18 protein-coding genes are annotated in these 17,792 nt (G+C 67.0%); 5 read left to right on the plus strand and 13 right to left on the minus strand.

What is annotated here, in order from left to right; translation table 11 throughout:
* Window positions 1-193 precede the first annotated feature (193 nt).
* The 3 genes from NS220_RS16960 to NS220_RS16970 are packed head-to-tail and all read right to left on the minus strand — an operon-like array spanning window position 194 to window position 2,969.
* Window positions 194-1,276, minus strand: coding sequence for an ABC transporter permease (locus NS220_RS16960; protein ID WP_058625180.1), 1,083 nt, complete (start codon window positions 1,274-1,276; stop codon window positions 194-196).
* Complete coding sequence (locus NS220_RS16965) at window positions 1,273-2,052, minus strand: ATP-binding cassette domain-containing protein (RefSeq protein WP_058625181.1); 780 nt, start codon at window positions 2,050-2,052, stop codon at window positions 1,273-1,275. Before NS220_RS16965 ends, NS220_RS16960 begins: the two co-directional genes overlap by 4 nt.
* Window positions 2,049-2,969 carry an SGNH/GDSL hydrolase family protein gene (locus NS220_RS16970; RefSeq protein WP_058625182.1) on the minus strand — a complete coding sequence of 307 codons (921 nt, stop codon included), beginning with the start codon at window positions 2,967-2,969 and terminating at the stop codon, window positions 2,049-2,051. Before NS220_RS16970 ends, NS220_RS16965 begins: the two co-directional genes overlap by 4 nt.
* A 119-nt stretch (window positions 2,970-3,088) precedes the next feature.
* Between NS220_RS16970 and NS220_RS16975 the strand changes: the two genes are divergently transcribed.
* Window positions 3,089-3,739, plus strand: coding sequence for a TetR/AcrR family transcriptional regulator (locus NS220_RS16975; protein ID WP_058625183.1), 651 nt, complete (start codon window positions 3,089-3,091; stop codon window positions 3,737-3,739).
* Between the two features lie 66 nt (window positions 3,740-3,805).
* Here the strand turns inward: NS220_RS16975 and NS220_RS16980 are convergent, their stop codons facing one another.
* From NS220_RS16980 to NS220_RS17000, 5 genes are read right to left on the minus strand one after another with little or no spacing between them, the layout of a single operon-like run.
* Window positions 3,806-4,648, minus strand: coding sequence for a carbohydrate ABC transporter permease (locus tag NS220_RS16980; RefSeq protein WP_058625184.1), 843 nt, complete (start codon window positions 4,646-4,648; stop codon window positions 3,806-3,808).
* The gene (locus NS220_RS16985; RefSeq protein WP_206543040.1) at window positions 4,638-5,609 is read right to left on the minus strand and encodes a carbohydrate ABC transporter permease; all 972 of its coding nucleotides are present in this window, start codon (window positions 5,607-5,609) and stop codon (window positions 4,638-4,640) included. Before NS220_RS16985 ends, NS220_RS16980 begins: the two co-directional genes overlap by 11 nt.
* A complete protein-coding gene (locus NS220_RS16990; RefSeq protein ID WP_058625185.1) occupies window positions 5,606-6,892 on the minus strand; it encodes an ABC transporter substrate-binding protein in 1,287 nt (428 codons plus the stop codon). The genes NS220_RS16985 and NS220_RS16990 overlap by 4 nt, the downstream gene beginning before the upstream one ends.
* Before the next feature lie 11 nt (window positions 6,893-6,903).
* The gene (locus tag NS220_RS16995) at window positions 6,904-8,502 is read right to left on the minus strand and encodes an FAD-dependent oxidoreductase (protein WP_193755405.1); all 1,599 of its coding nucleotides are present in this window, start codon (window positions 8,500-8,502) and stop codon (window positions 6,904-6,906) included.
* Entirely contained in the window at window positions 8,499-9,551 is a 1,053-nt protein-coding gene (locus NS220_RS17000; RefSeq protein ID WP_058625186.1) for a LacI family DNA-binding transcriptional regulator, read from the minus strand. The genes NS220_RS16995 and NS220_RS17000 overlap by 4 nt, the downstream gene beginning before the upstream one ends.
* Before the next feature lie 282 nt (window positions 9,552-9,833).
* Here NS220_RS17000 and NS220_RS17005 point away from each other — a divergent pair, with 282 nt between their 5' ends.
* The 3 genes from NS220_RS17005 to NS220_RS17015 all read left to right on the plus strand — a co-directional run bounded on the left by NS220_RS17005 (window position 9,834) and on the right by NS220_RS17015 (window position 11,609).
* Window positions 9,834-10,244, plus strand: a complete 411-nt coding sequence (locus NS220_RS17005) for a DUF6924 domain-containing protein (protein WP_058625187.1) — start codon at window positions 9,834-9,836, stop codon at window positions 10,242-10,244.
* Window positions 10,245-10,414: 170 nt separating this feature from the next.
* Window positions 10,415-10,666, plus strand: coding sequence for a hypothetical protein (locus NS220_RS17010; protein WP_058625188.1), 252 nt, complete (start codon window positions 10,415-10,417; stop codon window positions 10,664-10,666).
* Entirely contained in the window at window positions 10,659-11,609 is a 951-nt protein-coding gene (locus NS220_RS17015) for an SRPBCC family protein (protein WP_081323245.1), read from the plus strand. Before NS220_RS17010 ends, NS220_RS17015 begins: the two co-directional genes overlap by 8 nt.
* Window positions 11,610-11,644: 35 nt before the next feature.
* On the opposite strand, the gene NS220_RS17020 is transcribed toward NS220_RS17015, so the two are convergent.
* The 5 genes from NS220_RS17020 to nrdH form a co-directional block, all read right to left on the minus strand.
* Window positions 11,645-12,250 (minus strand): DUF1349 domain-containing protein, encoded by a 606-nt coding sequence (locus NS220_RS17020; protein WP_058625190.1) that lies wholly within the window; start codon window positions 12,248-12,250, stop codon window positions 11,645-11,647.
* Between the two features lie 206 nt (window positions 12,251-12,456).
* Window positions 12,457-13,431: a class 1b ribonucleoside-diphosphate reductase subunit beta gene (nrdF, locus tag NS220_RS17025; RefSeq protein WP_058625191.1), complete on the minus strand. Its 975-nt coding sequence runs from the start codon at window positions 13,429-13,431 to the stop codon at window positions 12,457-12,459.
* Window positions 13,432-13,468: 37 nt separating this feature from the next.
* Complete coding sequence (gene nrdE, locus NS220_RS17030) at window positions 13,469-15,625, minus strand: class 1b ribonucleoside-diphosphate reductase subunit alpha (protein WP_058625192.1); 2,157 nt, start codon at window positions 15,623-15,625, stop codon at window positions 13,469-13,471.
* A complete protein-coding gene (gene nrdI, locus NS220_RS17035) occupies window positions 15,607-16,047 on the minus strand; it encodes a class Ib ribonucleoside-diphosphate reductase assembly flavoprotein NrdI (protein ID WP_058625193.1) in 441 nt (146 codons plus the stop codon). The genes nrdE and nrdI overlap by 19 nt, the downstream gene beginning before the upstream one ends.
* 28 nt (window positions 16,048-16,075) lie before the next feature.
* The gene (nrdH, locus tag NS220_RS17040) at window positions 16,076-16,309 is read right to left on the minus strand and encodes a glutaredoxin-like protein NrdH (protein WP_058625194.1); all 234 of its coding nucleotides are present in this window, start codon (window positions 16,307-16,309) and stop codon (window positions 16,076-16,078) included.
* A gap of 385 nt (window positions 16,310-16,694) precedes the next feature.
* On the opposite strand from nrdH, the gene NS220_RS17045 reads away from it, so the two are divergent.
* Window positions 16,695-17,792 (plus strand): MFS transporter (locus NS220_RS17045; RefSeq protein WP_193755406.1); only part of this gene is annotated, 1,098 nt, incomplete at its 3' end.

Raw genomic sequence — 17,792 nt, forward strand, 5'->3', positions numbered from 1 at the left:
GCGACGCCCTGCACGAACGCGATCTTGTAGCCCCCATCCGACCCGCCGGACGCGGATCCCGACGACGAGCCGCCGGAGCACCCGGCGAGGACGAGGGTGGCTGCGGCGCCGAGGGTGGCGAACGCGAGAACCTTGTTGTTCCACTGCATTGTGATTGCCTGTTCTCTCTTGGTTGATTCCGGATGCCGGGCGCTCAGCCGCGGCGTCCTCCGCTGACGAACTTGCGCCAGAGGCTCTGGGTGTTGCCGCGGGTCGCGGCGGTGCGGCGCACCTGGTCGACGTAGACGGCGGTGATCAGCACCGCGCCGACGGCGACCTGCTGCCAGAACGGCTGCACGCCCGTGATGACGAAGCCGTTCTGCAGGACGGCCGGGATGAAGAGGCCGACCACGGTGCCGAAGATCGTTCCCACGCCACCGAACAGCGAGGTCCCGCCGATCACCACGGCCGCGATGACGTTCAGGTTGGTCTGCGACTGGCCGGCGATCGCCGTGGTCGAGAACTGCGAGAGGGCCAGGATGCCGGCGAGTCCGGCGAGCGCCCCCGACAGCGTGTAGACCGAGATGAGGTGGCGGTCGACCTTGACGCCGACCCGGCGGGCGGCGAGCTCGCTGGAGCCGACCGCGTACGTGTAGAGGCCGAACTTCGTGAAGTGCAGCACCACCGCGCCGATCACGACGACCACGAGGGCGATGACGCTGATGATCGGAAGCGACCCGAACACGTTGCCGTAGCCGATCGACACCGTGAGCACGGTCGGCACGTCGCGGATGTCGACACCGCCCGTGAGGATCTGCGCGAGACCGAGAGCCATGCCGAGCGATCCGAGCGTGACGATGAGCGGCGGGATCTTGGCTTTCGCGATGAGGAACCCGTTCAAGAGCCCCCAGCACACGCCGCTCAGGATCGACACCAGGATGCCGATCGTGGCGACGCCCCAGCCTTCACCGCCGAGCGCGCGCATCGTCAGGGCGGAGACGACGCCCGAGAACACGAGCACCGAGCCGATCGAGAGGTCGATGCCCGAGGTGATGATGATGTAGGTCATGCCGACGCCGAGGACCGCGAGGATCGAGGCGTTCTGGATGATGAGGCGGAAGTTCGACCACTGCGCGAACGCATCCGGTGCGAGCGCGCTGAAGATCAGCACGATGACGATGAGGATGAGCAGGATCTGGAAGGCCTGCGCCTTCAACAGTCCCTTGAAGAAGTTCGGCCGCGAGTCGTCGAACGTGCCGATGGCCACCGTCTCGGTGGGAGGCGTCGTGGTGCTCATTTCGAGTCGTCCTTCGTGACGGCGCCGGTCATGAGCCCGACGAGTTCTTCCATGGAGGTGTCCTTCGCGGAGATGTTGGCGACGCGCGTCCCCAGGCGCAGCACCTGGATGCGGTCACACACCTCCATCACGTGCGGCATGGAGTGCGAGATCAGTACGACCGCGATGCCCTTGTCCCGCACGCGGCGGATCGTCTCGAGCACGTTCTTCGTCTGGCGCACGCCGAGGGCGGCGGTCGGTTCGTCGAGGAAGACGAGGCGACCGGCCCAGTGCACCGCCCGGGCGATCGCGATCGCCTGCCGCTGACCGCCCGACATCTCCCCCACCGGCGACGACAGCGACCGCACCGTCGCACCGAGCTCATCGAACGCCGCCCGCGACGCCTTCGCCATGTCCTTCGTCCTCATGAACCCCAACGCCCCGGCGATCCCGGGCCGGCGAATCTCCCGCCCCAGGTACATGTTCTGCACCGGATCCAGATGCGGGGCGAGCGCCAGATCCTGGTACACCGTCTCGATACCCAGCGACGACGCCACCTGCGGGTTCGTCATCTCGATCGGCTTCCCGTCGAAGCGGATCTCACCCTCATCCACCGCAAGATTCCCCGACAGGGCCTTCACGAGCGTCGACTTCCCGGCACCGTTGTCACCGATCAACGCGGTGACCTCACCCGGATAGACCTCGAAATCGACGTTGTTCAACGCCCGGACATGACCGAACTGACGCGACAGGCCCCGAGCCTGCAACACCGGAACGGTGGTGGTGGTGGTGCTCATGAGGCAGCTCCTTCGTGGTGGCCGACCACAGCGATCGGCAGCTCGTTCACGTCGTCTGCTCCGGACCACGGCAACGTGGCGACGGAGAGAAGGAACACCCGCAGGATCGCGCGGTGCCCGACGATGTGGGGATGCAGACCGTCCGGGTCCAGCAACGCCCGGGCATGCGGCAGGAGCGGCGCATGCAGGTCGATGACCGTGGCATCCGATCGCATCAGGTGTCGGCCGACCCTCGCGAGATCCTCCTGTTGCCACCGCAGCCGGACGCCGGGCACCGCCGTGGCCGCCTCGACGGCAGGAGCGGCGACGGGAGGCGGCGTCATCCGGATCAGCCGCGTGCCCCCGAGGGTGACGAGGATGTGCTGGATGGTGTCGAAATTGGTGCCCGTCTGACCGGGGCTGAACACGCGTCGGCCACCGTGGTGTCGGACATCGTTGGTCCCGAGCAGCTGAATGACCCAGTCCGGCTCCCGCGCGAGCACCAGATCGAGGCGGTCGATGACGTCGGCCGTGGTGTCCCCGCTGCGTCCGGCGTTCACGACGGCGGGCGGGTCATCGGGGTAGACCTCCTCGAGCACCGCGTTCAGCTGATGCGCCCACGACAGCGCGTCGTCGGTGAGGGAGTCGCCGAGCGCCACGATGGTCTGTCCCGGACGAAACGGCAAGTGCGCGCAGGCCGCCCGCACCTCATGGTCTTCCAGCAGCAGACGCGCGGATGCCCGCACCTGCTCGCGAGCCTCCGCACGTTGCGCCTCGAGCTCCGCGACAGCGATGCCCAGAGCGTCCGCGACGAGCGGCGCGACGTCGGACTCTCCCACCGAGAGACGCGCCAATTCGGTCGCCTTCTCCGGGTGGACGAAGCGCACGCGCCACTCCCGGGCCGCGTGCGAGACGGCCGCCGCCTGCGCGGCGCTCACCGCCGGGCCTGCGCGTTCGTGCGGGCGTTGCGCAGCAGCGTCGTGCTCACGTGAACTCCTTCGTTCAATGACATAACAGACCGGCTAGTCGGTCGGTTATGTCATAGTAGCCTGGCGCGATGGAGCACCGCAACACCCGCGACCGCACGTCCGAGGCGCGATCGGGCAACCGCGCACGCGGCGACGCCCGCCGCGCGGCGATCCTCGACACCGCGGTCGAGATGATCGCGCGACACGGATCGCGCGGCGTCTCGCTCGGCGACATCGCCCAGGCCGCGGGGGTCTCCAAGACGGGCCTGCTGCACCACTTCCCCACCAAGGACGCTCTGCTCAACGCGGCTCTCGACCTCCGCGACGCCGTCGACCGTCACGTCAACCCGCCGGCGGGTGTCGTGGGCCTCGACGTCTTCACCGAGGTGGAGGAGATCTTCACCGGGTGGCTCGAGCGTCCCGCGACGCTCGGGCTGTTCACCGGCCTCCTCGCCGAGAACCTCACCGCCGGAGACCCGCTGCACGACCGCCTCGTCACCCGCGCCGAGACGGTACACGCCAACCTGGTGACCGCACTGGGGGCGGGTGTCGAGCGCGGCGACATCCGCCCGGATGCCGACATCGACGCCATCGCCTACACGATCGTCGCCTTCGTCAACGGGCTCGAGACCTACTGGCAGCTGGACCCGCGCATCCCCCTGCTCGACATGGTCGCGTCCTGGAAGCGCGCGATGGTGGCCTCCGTCGCCAGCCCCGAGGCCCTCGCGGCGAGCGCCTAGCCTCTCGGCACAAGGCGAGCCGGACGCCGCGGAGGATTCCCGCGACGCCCGGCTCGACATGGCCGCTCAGCCCTTCAGGCCCGTTTGGGCGAGACCCTCGACGAACTGCCGCTGCGCGAAGATGAACACGATCAGCACGGGCACCGCGGTCATGGTCGCCGCCGCCAGCTGGACGTTCCACATCTGGCCGCCGTACGCGTCCGTGTAGCGGGTGAGCGCCTGGGGCAACGTGAACAGGTCGGGGCTCTGCAGGTAAACCGTCGGCTCCAGGTACAGGTTCCACGTGTGCAGGAACGTGAAGATGGCCACCGCTCCCAGGGATGCCTTGGCGAGCGGCATCGCGATCCGCCACCAGATCGCCGCCCGGTGCAGACCGTCGAGACGCGCGGCCTCCTCCAGTTCGACCGGCAACGTCACGAAGAACTGACGCATGATGAACGTCGCCAGCACGCTCGGTGCCCCGAACGTCGACACCAGCAGGAGCGGCCAGTGCGTGTTCACCAATCCGAGCTGATTGAACATCTGGAACAGCGGAACGATCGTCACCTCGGAGGGCACGAGCAGACCCACGAGGACGATGACGAAGAGGAGGTTCACGCCGGGGAACCGGATTCGCGCGAAGGCGTATCCCGCCATCGCCGAGAACACCATCGTCGCCACCGTCACCACGACCGCGATGTACATGCTGTTCCAGTACTGCAGCAGGAACGGCTGTTCGGTGAGGGCGTCGATGTACGGCTGGATCGTCGGGTTCTGGGGCCACAGGGTCGGCGGGAAGGCGAAGATCTCGCCGATCGGCTTGAAGGACGAGGTGATCATCCACCAGGTCGGGAAGACGAACGGGATCGCGAGGAGCGACATCCCGATGTAGAAGAGGACCCGCACGGCGGGTCGCCGCTCAGTTCTCATAGAAGACCCATCTCTTGCGGAGCTGCCACTGCACGATGGTCAGGAGCAGGACGATGACGAACAGAACGAGCGCGAGAGTGGAGCCGTATCCGAACCGGTGGAACTCGAACGCCTGCTGGAAGAGGTAATAGACGAGCACAGTCGTCGAGATCCCCGGGCCGCCCTGCGTCAGAACGGCGATCTGGGCGAACACCTGCAGCGATCCGACGATCGTGATGATCGTCGTCAGGAGGATCGTGGGCGAGATCAACGGGAGCGTGATGCGCCCGAAGATCGCCGCCTTACCGGCGCCGTCGATGGATGCCGCCTCGGTGACCTCTTTGGGGACGCCCTGGAGTGCCGACAGGAACAGGATCATGTTCAGACCGACGTTCTTGAAGACCTGGACGACGATGACGCTGATCATCGCCGTGGGGCCCTCGCGCAGCCAGTTCGGCCCGTCGACGCCGACCATCGCGAGAAGGCCGTTGATACCGCCGTCGTCCTGGAGCAGGAACCCCCACACGATCGTCCACGCGACCAGCGAGACGACGACGGGCGAGAAGAACAGGGTTCGGAAGAACGTGATCCCGCGGACCTTGCGATTGAGCAGCACCGCGAGAAGAAGAGCGAGGCCGAGGTTTCCGATCACCAGGCCGATGCTGAACACCGCCGTCGCGCCGAGGACCGGGGCGACCTTCGGATCGGAGAAGAGCCGCTCGACGTTCTCGGTGCCGACGAACCGGAACGTGTTCGCGAGCACGTTCCACTCGTGGAAGTTGTAGTAGAGGATCAGTGCCAGCGGCAGGATCACGAAGGCCAGGATGCCGATGACCTGCGGCGCCACGAACAGATAACCGATCAGCGTGTCACCGCGCGACAGACGACGCCGATGCCGCTTCTCCGCCGGGAGCCCGGCCCCGGCGCGGGGTGACGCGCCGGCGGCCAGGACCACGGGGGCCTCGTCGAGGACTCCGCTCATTGCTCGAGGAGGGGGCCGATGGTGTCGCAGACCCCGCGCAGCGTGCCGGCGATATCGGCATCGGCGACCCACAGGCCGTCGAGTCCCGACCGCACCTCTTGCTGGATCTCGGCGGCACCGGTGTGCGAGGGCCGGACGGTGCCAGACGTGATCGCCGGGACGACGACGTCGGCGAGCTGGGCTTCGGTCAACACGGGATTGGCCGCGCTGAGGGTCGCCGCCGTCAACTGCGACGTGCGGGCGGGCGGGAAGTAGGTCGCCAGCTTGGCCGAGTTCTCCGGGTTGGTGAAGAACGCGATGAAGTCGGCGGCCTGCTGCGGGTGCTTGCCCTGCGCCAGGGCGCCCAGCCCCGCCTGACCGATCACCGAGTACTCACCGTCGGGTCCGGCCGGAAGGGGAAGCAACTCCCACGAGGTGATCCCGGATTCCTTCAAGAGAGAGGCGCGCGAGATCTGGGTCACGGTGAACGCCGCGTCGCCGGCGAAGAAGTCTGCGGTCGTTCCCGGTCCGGGCATCGACTTCTTCGCGAATGCGGCATCGTGCAGGAACGTGAAGGCGTCGACCATCTCGGGCGCGTCGAAAGTGCAGGTCTTGCCGTCTGCGGACCACGGCGCCGCTCCCCACCCGTTCCACACCGTGGACAGGTAGTCCCACTGCGTGTACTCGAAGTCGCGGACGACGAAGCCCGCCTTCCCTGTCGCGGCGTTGACCTTCGCACCGATATCCGACAGGGTGTTCCAGTTCCACTGGCCGGACGCCTGGAGCTCCGCCGCCGTGGGCTGCCCTGCCGCGGCGAGCAGATCGTCGTTCGCGAACACGACGAACGGCGACGTGGAGAACGGATAGGCGGCGAGGTCACCGTCCTCCGTGCGCCACAGCTGGGTCGCGGGTTCGGAGAGGTCGTCGAGCTCGTACCCCTTGGTCGACGACAGCGTGTCGTTCAAGGGAACCAACGCGCCGGACGAAACGAAGTCGGGGGCGGAATTCTCCAGCAGCCACGCCATGTCCGGCGGGTTCCCGCCCGCCAACTGGGTCGTGAGCGTCGTCGTGTAGCTGTCGAAGTCGAGCGGATCGAAGGTGATGCTCGATACCTCGGGATGATCGGCGATGTAGGCGTCCGCGATCTCGTTGAACAGTGCGAGCTGTGCCTCGTTCGACGTCCAGACGGTCATGCGGAGTGCGACGGGCTCATCGGCGCTGGGGCCGGAGCCGCTGCAGCCGCTGAAGACGAGTGAGGCAGCGGCGATGACGGCCGCGGCGCTCAGCATCTTTGCTGATTTCATGTGGATGCTCCTTAGTAACCCGTGACGTCGGGCCAGTGCAGCTCGACGCCCTGCCGGGTCAGGCGGTTCTGAAAGGTGGAGAGAAGGTCGCTCTGCGCGCGGACTTCGCGCGGGGAGACCGAGCGCTCGAGGCAGAACGCGGCGAGCGTGCCCGCCACCTCGCCGACGTTCCACTCCACGGGGTGCAGGCGGAAAGCGCCGTTCGTGATGTGCGTGGTGCCGAGGTTCTTGCCCGCGGGTAGCAGGTTCTCCGCTCGCACGGGGATCATGGCCCCGAGCGGGATCTCGTAGGGAACGGAGGCGACGTCGAGATAGTTGTCGCCACCCGTCGTGGGATGCAGGTCGATGCGGTACATGCCGATGCCGACCGTGTCGGGGTACTGCGCGGGCCCAGCGTGGCCGCGCAGTTCGATGGAAAGATCCTGCTCGACGACGGTGTACTCGGCCACGATGCGCCGCGACTCCCGGATGTAAGGCGCCTGTGCGAAGCCGTCCGCCGTGCCGGTGACGTCCCCTCGCAAGCGGAGTCCGGGCCACCCCCGGCCACCGTCCGGGCGCGGGGCCTCGGTCTGCAGCCAATAGAACATCGCGAGTGACTGCCGCTTCGCGGCCTGACGGTGCGCCTCCGGGTTCGGACCGGTCAGGGTCCCATCGAGGTAGTCGATCATCGGCCAGTTGACCAGGACGATGTCGCTGTCGAAAGCGCCCGGCTCGAAGAGACCCTTGGCGAGGATCCGTCGGAAGGTCCAGAGCTCCTCGTCGCCGCCCCCGGCGCGCTGATCGGCGAGCATCGCGAGAGGATCCCCGTCGATCGTGGGCGTGAAGGTGCGCGTGAAGATCTCGAGGGTGCGCGGGTGCGGGCCCGTGAGCGAGATCATGGGTGCTCCCCAAAACTCCGGCTGGCGTGCCCGCCATTCGTCGTAGTCGTCCGGCTTGTCGATGGTGTGGTCGCCCTCGACGTGGTCGATGACGAAGCACCAGCTGAACGCCTGTTGGTTCTCCGGCTGCGCTTCGTCGGGTGCGCTGGGCTCGCCGGTCTGCGCGCGGGATTCGAAGCCGGTGACGTGTTCCACCTCGGCGAGAGGGAGGAGATCGCCGAGCTCGGTGGCATCCAGAACGTAGTCCGCAGTGATCCGGGTCCGCGTCCCGTCGTCCGCCGTCACCTCGACCGCGTCGATCCGGTCGCCCTGCCGGAACGCCGCGGTCGGCCGGACACCCCGCAGGATGCGGAGACGCCCGGCGGACACGTGGGGGGCCAGCAGCCCGTCGATCACGGCGACGCCGGCCCGCGGCTCGGCGCAGATGCGGCTGACGAGACCGGCGCCCGGGTTGAGCGCGACGTCCTTCCGGGCGGCGGCCGTGAGGGGGTACCACTGTCGGTAGTGATCGCGGATGCCGTCTCGGAGTTCCCGGTAGCTCGCGGTGGCGCCGAATTGCTCGATCCAGGTGTGCTCGTCCGGCGGGACGGCTTGACTCGTCAGCTGCCCGCCGAGCCATTCGTACTCTTCGGTGAGGACGACCTGGCGTCCTTGTCGCGCCGCGGCGAGCGCGGCAGCGACGCCACCCATCCCCCCGCCGACGACGAGGACTTCGGTGTGCAGTTCGCTCATGGGCGAGCCTCCTGGGTGGGCGCGCTCAGCGTCGCGCCGTCGATGATGGGACACGGGAGAAGGGTTCGCAGCTCGTCGGCCGACGGGTAGTCGTCGTCCGAGAGCAGACGAGCCAGAAGGTGGACCGCGCGCTGTCCGAGTTCGGTGCGCGGCGGGTTCAATCGCGTGAAGCTGACGTCGTCCGGGCTGACGCGGGGCGACGAGCCGAGCGCGATGATGCTCAGATCACGCGGGACGTCGTAGCCCTCGTGCACCGCACGATCGTGCAGGCTCTGCGCGACCTCGGGCGACTCGGCGATCACCAGCGTCGGCGCGAACGTCGTGATCTCACGCCAGTCCGCTTCGAGGTCGGAGCCGTCGCTGAGGCGATCCGCGAGAACGACGTCGGTCGCCGACGTCGCGTTGAGGACCCCCTGGTAGCGATCGCGCACCGACTCACCGTCGCTGTCGAGGCGGAGGTACAGGACGCGCCGGTGTCCGAGCGCCAGTGCCCGCCCGACCACCTGGGCGGTCGCCGCGGTGTAGTCGATACCGACGTACGGAATCGCCGGAGTGTCGCGGCGACCCACCGCGACCACGCGGAACCCCTCGATGACCAGGCGCGCCAGCTCGTTCGGATCCATCTCCACCCCGAGCAGGAGAACGCCGTCGGCGAGCCGAAGGCGGTTGCGCTCATGGAAGAGCCGACGTCGACCGTCGACCACGGGGGTGCTGGTGAACAGGAGCAGATCGCTCCCGAGCTCTTCCGCGCCGGCTTCGATGCCGTTCAGCAGCGGCGTGTAGAAGTCGAGGCTCCGGGTCGGGAACGCGGGTTCGTAGGTGAAGACCCCGAGGATGCGGTTGTCGACGCCGGCGAGGCGGCGCGCGGACGGATCCGCGACGTACTTGGTCTCCTCGATCACGCGGAGCACGCGCTCCCGCGTTTCATCCGGGATGCGGATGTCTCCGCCGGTCCGGTTGTTGAGGACGAGCGAAACGGTCGCCTGACTCACCCCGGCGAGCTGAGCGATCTGACGCTGGGTGACACGACGTGATTCGGTACGCGACATTCATCCTCCTTGACGCCCATTCTGATTATGCGGATTATCAGGCGATGGATGCCACAGTAATACGCATTATCGCGAGAACGCAAGTCCGGCCCGCCCTCCGCGCGACAACGGGCAGAAGCTCGTCGATCCCGACGCGCTCACCCGACGACTCGACGAGCGCCGCACGCCATGTCCGACAGGACGCAGCCGATGACTCAGCCGTCGGCGCGCGCCCCCGATTCCCAGCTGAACGGCACGGCGAGAGCCGCGCCCCTTCCAGGAAGGACGACGGATAATCACCCCATGGCCTCCCTTCCCGCCTCGAACGACTCGCTCCTGGTCCTCTCGACCACGGGCCGCGCCTCTGAATGGCAGACACTGCGCGACATCGTGCGCACCGACACCGAGGACGGTTTCCGCGCCTACGTGACCTTCGTCGATGACGAGGTCTGGCGGGGCGCGACGGCGGAGGAGCTTCGGGATGCCATGCCCGCTCGCGGCAGCCGTGCCGCCATCCTGTTCGCGGCGGACGAGCGCACGCTGTCCGAGCCCGGGTTCCCCGTGCTGGTCATCGACCTGGCGGAGCACCGACCGCCGTTCCGCTGCATCGCGGCGCAGCTGTGGGCTGTGGAGAACAACCTGAACATCGCGAACATGGACTGGGAGGAGTTCGCGGACGCGGTCGACGGAACAGGCGTCTACCGAGGGTTCTGAATCGCCCACCGCGGCTACCCCTGAGGGGACGGTCTTACGGCGTCGAGGGTCGACACGCCGCCCACGCCCAGGAACGCCCGTGCGCCGCGAGCAATCGCACTTGATCGTGCACGAGGGAGACGTTAGCAACATACGTTGACAGCACTCCCCTGTCAACGTATGTTGCTTACATGTCCATCCCCTCCCCCGTCGACCAGGCGAGCGACACCTCGGATCCGTTCGCGGGCCTGCGCGCCATTGCCTCCCTGAGGCAGCTCACGGACACTCTCGAGCTCCGACAGGTCGAGGCGGCGCTGCGGGCGGGGCTCACGTGGCAGAACGTCGCCGACGCCCTCGGCGTCTCGCGCCAGGCCGTCCACAAGAAGTACGCCAAGCGCGTCGACTCGTCGATCGAACTCCCCCGGAGGAAACCCCATGGCTAAGCTCACGACTGCCTTCGCTACGAGTCACCGCCTCTGGGTGGCGGCCATGGAAGAAGCCTCCCGCGGCGGCGGAAAGGATGCCGGACTCGATCACCTCCTCCTCGCCCTCACCATCGACGACGGTGCGGCCGGTCAGGTGCTCCGGGCCTCGGGGGTGACCATCGAGCGAGCGCGCGAGGCGATCGCCGCGCAGCACCGCGAGCAGCTCAGCTCCCTCGGGCTCGACGTCGAGACCCTCTCCGACGGACCGATCTCTCTGGGAGATGCGACGGGATTCGACTGGACGGAGCAGGCCCGCGCCGCCATGGCCCGGGCGACGGCGATCGGCGAGACCGGCGACTCCGCCGCCGTCCTACGTGCTCTCCTCGCGGAGCCGAGCGGCTTCGTCACCGCGGTGCTGCGCCGCCTCGACACGACGCCGGAGAGCATCGGCGCCCTTCTCGCCCAGGCGGTCGCGCTTCCCGTCACCGCCCCGACGGCGTCCAGCGACGACCTGTTCCATCGGTCCACCACCGCGTTCCTGCCGGCGACTCCGGATGCCACCTGGGCGCTGGTCTCCGATCCTCGCCGCCTCGCGGAGTGGGATGCGACGACGGAGACCGTCACCCCCGGCGCCGCGGGCTCGTGGATTGCACCGCCGCAGGACGGTCGAGCCGTCGACCTGGGTCCGCAGCATTTCACGGTGGATGCCGATGAGTCTCGCCGGGTCGCCCATTGGACGTTCTGGTGGCCGGCATCCGTCCGCCGGACCAACCGGCGCCACGTGATCTTCGCGCTCGAGCCGGAGGCATCCGGAACCTCCCTCCGGGTCGACACGACCTGGGAGACCGCGTCCGCCCGGAAGCGTCGGAGAGTTTCCGCGGCGCGACCCTTTTTCCGCGCGCTGATGTGGTTCCAGGTGACGCGGGTCGCGTCGTCCGTGAGCGCGGCGCTGCGCGGCTGACCCCCTCGGAACGCACCGCGCCCGCGGGGCACGGCTCAGTCGCCGCTGCGCAGATCGCCCACGGTACGACGCCCGAACGCGATGTCGTCGAAGACGACGCGGCATCCGTCTCCAGTGGGGCTCTGCACCTCGAAACCAATTGTCAGCGCGTCCGCCGCCCCCGGGAGCGTGAACGCCCGGACGAAGCTCCACGCCTCCCCGTCATGCGCATGGAAAGCGAGGACGTTCCCGACGCGTGCGATACGGAGGCGCGCTGCGGGAGCGTTCACGACGAAGCCGTTGGCGTCGTCGGACACCCCCTTCGTGACGACCGAGACGACCATCGCCGTTTCCGCCGGTGACCGCTCGAAGCACAGCTTCGCCCAGTTCGTGTCGTCGACCCAGGCCAGCAGCACACCCGCGTCGAAGGTGGCTCGGTGATCGGGCGTCACCCGCGCGGAGAACGTGAAGTCACCCTCGGGTGGGGTCCCGAGGAGCGTGTGGGCGTTCAGCATCGTCTCGGCGGCCACGCCGGTGAGCCCACTGGGATCGACGAAGAGGTCGGTCCCGGCGGGAGCGATTCCCTCGACCCCCGAAGGGATGAGGGTCCACGCGGATTCCTCGGAGGCGTAGAGGTCGAACGGGAGAGGCGCTACTCGCATGACGTCAGTCTTTCTCGGTCGACAAGGCTTTCCCGGATGCCGCGCCCCTCTCCCCCGAAAGGAGACGACCCCCGTCGAGCCGACCGTTGCAGGTCATCTCGACGGGGGTCGCTTCGCGGTCTCTCCACCGGCAGGCGTCTCGCGCGGGGGACGTCGGGGTCCGAAGCGCCAGAACCTGGTCGCGGGATGCGGTGTGACCCTCGAACTCAGAAGTCCCAGTCGTCGTCTTCCGTCGCCTCGGCCTTGCCGATGACGTACGACGAACCCGACCCCGAGAAGAAGTCGTGGTTCTCGTCGGCATTCGGCGACAGGGCCGACAGGATCGCCGGGTTTACGTTCGTCACCGACGACGGGAACATCGCCTCGTAGCCGAGGTTCATCAGCGCCTTGTTGGCGTTGTAGTGGAGGAACTTCTTGACGTCCTCGCTGAGGCCCACCGAATCGTAGAGGCTCTGGGTGTAGCCCACCTCGTTGTCGTAGAGCTCGTAGAGCAGCGAGAACGTGTAGTCCTTGATGTCGTCGCGACGGGCCTGGTCGACCGTCTCGAGACCGCGCTGGAACTTGTAGCCGATGTAGTACCCGTGCACGGCCTCGTCGCGGATGATGAGGCGGATCAGGTCGGCCGTGTTGGTGAGCTTCGCGCGGCTCGACCAGTGCATCGGCAGGTAGAAGCCCGAGTAGAAGAGGAACGACTCGAGCAGGGTCGAGGCGACCTTGCGCTTGAGCGGGTCATCTCCTCGGTAGTAGTCCATGACGATGCGCGCCTTCTTCTGAAGGAACTCGTTCTCGGTCGACCAGCGGAACGCCTCGTCGATCTCCTTCGTCGAGCACAGCGTCGAGAAGATCGACGAGTAGCTCTTCGCGTGCACCGACTCCATGAACGCGATGTTCGTGTAGACGGCCTCCTCGTGCGGGGTGATCGCATCGGGGATGAGCGAGACGGCACCGACCGTGCCCTGGATCGTGTCGAGGAGCGTGAGCCCCGTGAACACGCGCATCGTGAGCGTCTGCTCCTCGGGGGTGAGCGTGTTCCACGACTGGATGTCGTTGGAGAGCGGCACCTTCTCGGGGAGCCAGAAGTTGTTCACCAGACGGTTCCAGACCTCGAGGTCCTTGTCGTCTTGGATACGGTTCCAGTTGATGGCCTGCACGTGGTTCAGCAGCTGCAGCTTTTCAGCCATGACGTCGCTTTTCCTCTATCGGTGAATGGTCAGTGGCTCAGAGCATGCACGAGACGCACTCGGTCATGTCGGTGCCCTCGAGCGCCAGCTGACGGAGGCGAATGTAGTAGATGGTCTTGATGCCCTTGCGCCACGCGTAGATCTGCGCCTTGTTGATGTCGCGGGTGGTGACGGTGTCCTTGAAGAACAGCGTCAGCGACAGGCCCTGGTCGACGTGCTGCGTGGCGGCGGCGTACGTGTCGATGACCTTCTCGTAGCCGATCTCGTACGCGTCCTGGTAGTACTCCAGGTTCTCGTTCGTCATGAACGGAGCCGGGTAGTAGACACGGCCGAGCTTGCCTTCCTTGCGGATCTCGATCTTCGAGGCGATCGGGTGGATCGAGCTCGTGGAGTTGTTGATGTACGAGATCGAACCGGTCGGCGGCACGGCCTGCAGGTTCTGGTTGTAGATGCCGTGCTGCTGGACGGATGCCTTCAGCTCGCGCCAGTCGTCCTGCGTGGGGATCTGCACCCCGGCGAAGAGCTCCTTCGCCTTGGCCGTCTGCGGCTCCCACACCTGATCGGTGTACTTGTCGAAGAACTCCCCCGACGCGTACGTGGAGTTCTCGAAGCCGTCGAAGGCCGTGCCGCGCTCGATCGCGAGGCGGTTCGAGGCCCGCAGCGCGTGGAACAGCACCGTGTAGAAGTAGATGTTCGTGAAGTCGATGCCCTCTTCGGAGCCGTAGTAGACGTGCTCACGAGCGAGGTAACCGTGCAGGTTCATCTGGCCGAGGCCGATCGCGTGCGAGCGATCGTTGCCGTCTTCGATCGAACGGACCGAGGCGATGTGGCTCTGCACGCTGACGGCGGTGAGGGCACGGATCGCGGTCTCGACCGTGAGGCCGAGGTCGCCGCCGTCCATCGCGAGCGCGATGTTCATCGAGCCGAGGTTGCAGGAGATGTCCTTGCCGATGGTGTCGTACGAGAGGTCCTCGTTGTACGTGGTCGGCGTGTTGACCTGCAGGATCTCCGAGCACAGGTTCGACATGTTGATGCGACCGGCGATGGGGTTCGCCTTGTTCACCGTGTCCTCGAACATGATGTACGGGTAGCCCGACTCGAACTGGATCTCGGCGAGCGTCTGGAAGAACTCGCGCGCGTTGATCTTCGTCTTCTTGATGCGCGGGTCGTCGACCATCTCGCGGTACTTCTCGGTGACCGAGATGTCACCGAACGGCTTGCCGTAGACCTTCTCGACGTCGTACGGCGAGAAGAGGTACATGTCCTCGCCGTTCTTGGCGAGCTCGAACGTGACGTCGGGGATAACGACACCCAGCGACAGCGTCTTGATACGGATCTTCTCGTCGGCGTTCTCGCGCTTGGTGTCGAGGAAGCGGAGGATGTCGGGGTGGTGGGCGTTGAGGTACACCGCACCGGCACCCTGGCGGGCGCCGAGCTGGTTGGCGTAGCTGAAGCTGTCTTCGAGCAGCTTCATGACGGGGATGATGCCCGAGGACTGGTTCTCGATCTGCTTGATCGGGGCACCCGCCTCACGGATGTTCGACAGCAGCAGGGCCACACCGCCGCCGCGCTTGGACAGCTGCAGCGCGGAGTTGATGCCGCGAGCGATCGACTCCATGTTGTCTTCGATGCGCAGCAGGAAGCACGACACGAGTTCGCCGCGCTGCGCCTTGCCCGCGTTGAGGAAGGTCGGCGTCGCGGGCTGGAAGCGACCCGAGATGATCTCGTCGACGAGCTGCACCGCGAGGCGCTGGTCGCCGTCGGCGAGCGCGAGGGCGGTCATGACCACGCGGTCCTCGAAGCGCTCGAGATAACGCTTCCCGTCGAAGGTCTTGAGCGTGTAGCTCGTGTAGTACTTGAACGCGCCGAGGAAGGTCTCGAAGCGGAACTTGGCGCCGTAGGCGCGGTCGTTGAGCTCCTGGATGAAGTCCATCGAGTACTTCGCGAGCACGGTGGGCTCGTAGTACTCCTTCTCGACCAGGTAGTCGAGCCGCTCCTTGAGCGAGTGGAAGAACACGGTGTTCTGGTTGACGTGCTGCAGGAAGTACTCCCGCGCCGCACGCTTGTCGGCGTCGAACTGGATCTTGCCGTCGGCGTCGTACAGGTTCAGCATCGCGTTCAGGGCGTGGTAATCCAGGCCCTCGAACCGCGCTTCGGTCTTGAAGTCCACGTCGGTCAGCTCAACTTCCACCATCGTTCCAATCCCTCGGTGACACGCTCGACGTCGTCGGGCGTGCCGAATACTTCCAGCCGGTACAGGTGCGGCACGTTGCACTTGCGGCTGATGATGTCGCCGGCGAGGCAGAATGCGTCGCCGAAGTTCGTGTTGCCCGCGGAGATGACCCCACGGATGTGTCGTCGGTTCCGCTCCTCATTGAGGAAGCGGATGACCTGCTTGGGGACCGCGCCCTTCTCGACGCCTCGGCCGGCACCCCCACCGTAAGTGGGGGTGACCAGCACGAAGGGTTCGTCGATGACGAGGGGCGAATCGGTCGGCCGAAGGGGGATGCGCAGGGCTCGCATGCCGAGCTTCTCGATGAAACGTGCGGTGTTTCCCGACACGCTCGAGAAGTAGACGAGCAGCGGAGCCGTGGTCGCCGACAGGACAGCGCTCATGACGGGGGTCGGTGAGCCTGTCGCGGTGTCACGCCAGGCGCGACGCGAGCTCGTCGATCTTGTCGGGACGGAAGCCCGACCAGTGGTCCTCGTCGGTGACGACGACGGGGGCCTGAAGGTAGCCGAGCGACTTGACCTGCTCGAGCGCGGAGGGGTCCTCCGACAGGTCGAGCACGTTGTACTCGATGCCCTTCGAGTCGAGCGCGCGGTAGGTGGCCGTGCACTGAACGCACGACGGCTTGGTGTAGACCGTGATCGCCATTCTGTTCTCTTTCTCCCCTAGAAACTCATCTTCCGAACGAGCGGGGCTCGCCGGGACCTCAATACTACATATGGGGACGGACATCAGGTGGAACCACAAGGGGTAGTAGTTACACGAGTGTGATTTTCCACCGCTCTCCCCATGTACAACACAGGTTCTCCACGATTTCATCCACAGGTCGCGACCCTCTTCGCCACCGGGCGACGCCCGCCGTTCCGCGGATCTCGCCGGACAGTCCGGCATCCATCCACAGCCCGCACGCTAGACGGGGGCTCCGACATTGCACAGGCGGTGGATTTGGATCTCCGGCGTGTCGCGGCGTGTCGTGCGGGAGCCGACCCCCGCCCGCTCCGTCGATGTCGGAGGGGGGAGATAGCGTTGTGCCGTGGCCGGCTACCGCGAACTTCTCCAAACCCCGGGCGTGGGGCGTATCATCGCCGCCCAGCTGACCGCCCGCTTCCCCAACGGCATGACGAGCCTGGCCGTGCTGCTGCACATCGAACATGTCACGGGCTCCTACGGCGCCGCGGGTCTGGTTCTCGCCGCCACGAGCGTCGGCCAGGCCATCTCGGGTCCGATCACGAGTCGGTGGATGGGCATCTGGGGCATGCGCCGCGTGCTGACGGTGACGCTCCTCGTGTGCGCAGCCGCTATCGCGACCCTCGCGCTCATCGTGATGCCCCTCCCCCTCTACATGGTCCTGGGGCTGATCGCGGGGCTGTCGACGCCGCCGATCCAGTCGGCTGTGCGCACCATCTACCCCAAGATGGTCAACTCGAAGCAGCTCACTCCCCTGTTCTCGCTCGACGCCTCGCTGCAAGAGATCATCTGGGTGCTCGCCCCGGTGCTGATCACCCTCGTCGCCACCCAGGCCGGCACCGTCCCGGGCCTGCTGCTCGTCGTGATCATCCTGCTCGGCGGGGGCGCCTGGTTCATCCTGAGCCCCGAGGTCGGGCGCGTACGCATCCCGCGCAGTCGCCGCCGACTCGGCCGCGTGCTCGGCAAAGCTCCCGTGCTGCTCGCGACCGCCACCGGCTTCCTGCTCATCGGCGCGTGCGCCGCCGTCGAAGCCGGCGTCGTCGCCACCTTCGACCACGGCGGTCTCGAGGCGGGCCTGATCCTCGCCGTCTTCGCGGTGGGCAGCCTCGCCGGCGGCCTCTCGTTCGGTCACATCCCGATCGGTCCCTGGGCCATGGCCCGCCGCCTCGCGATCGTCGCGCTGGGTCTCTCGCTCACCATCGTGTCGTTGAACGCCTGGTGGCTGGGCGCGACCCTCCTCGTCGCCGGGGCGGGCATCGCCCCGGCCCTCGCCGTGATGTTCGCGATGACGTCCGCGAGCGTGCGTTTCAGCGAGACCGCAGAGGCATACGGCTGGATCAGCACCGGCCAGCTCATCGGCGCTGCCGCCGGATCCGCCGCCGCCGGCTTCCTCGTCGACGGCATCGGTCCCCAGGGCGCCTACGTCGCGGCCGCCGCCTTCGCC

The organism is Microbacterium testaceum, assembly GCF_001476655.1.
Lineage (GTDB): Bacteria > Actinomycetota > Actinomycetes > Actinomycetales > Microbacteriaceae > Microbacterium > Microbacterium testaceum_C.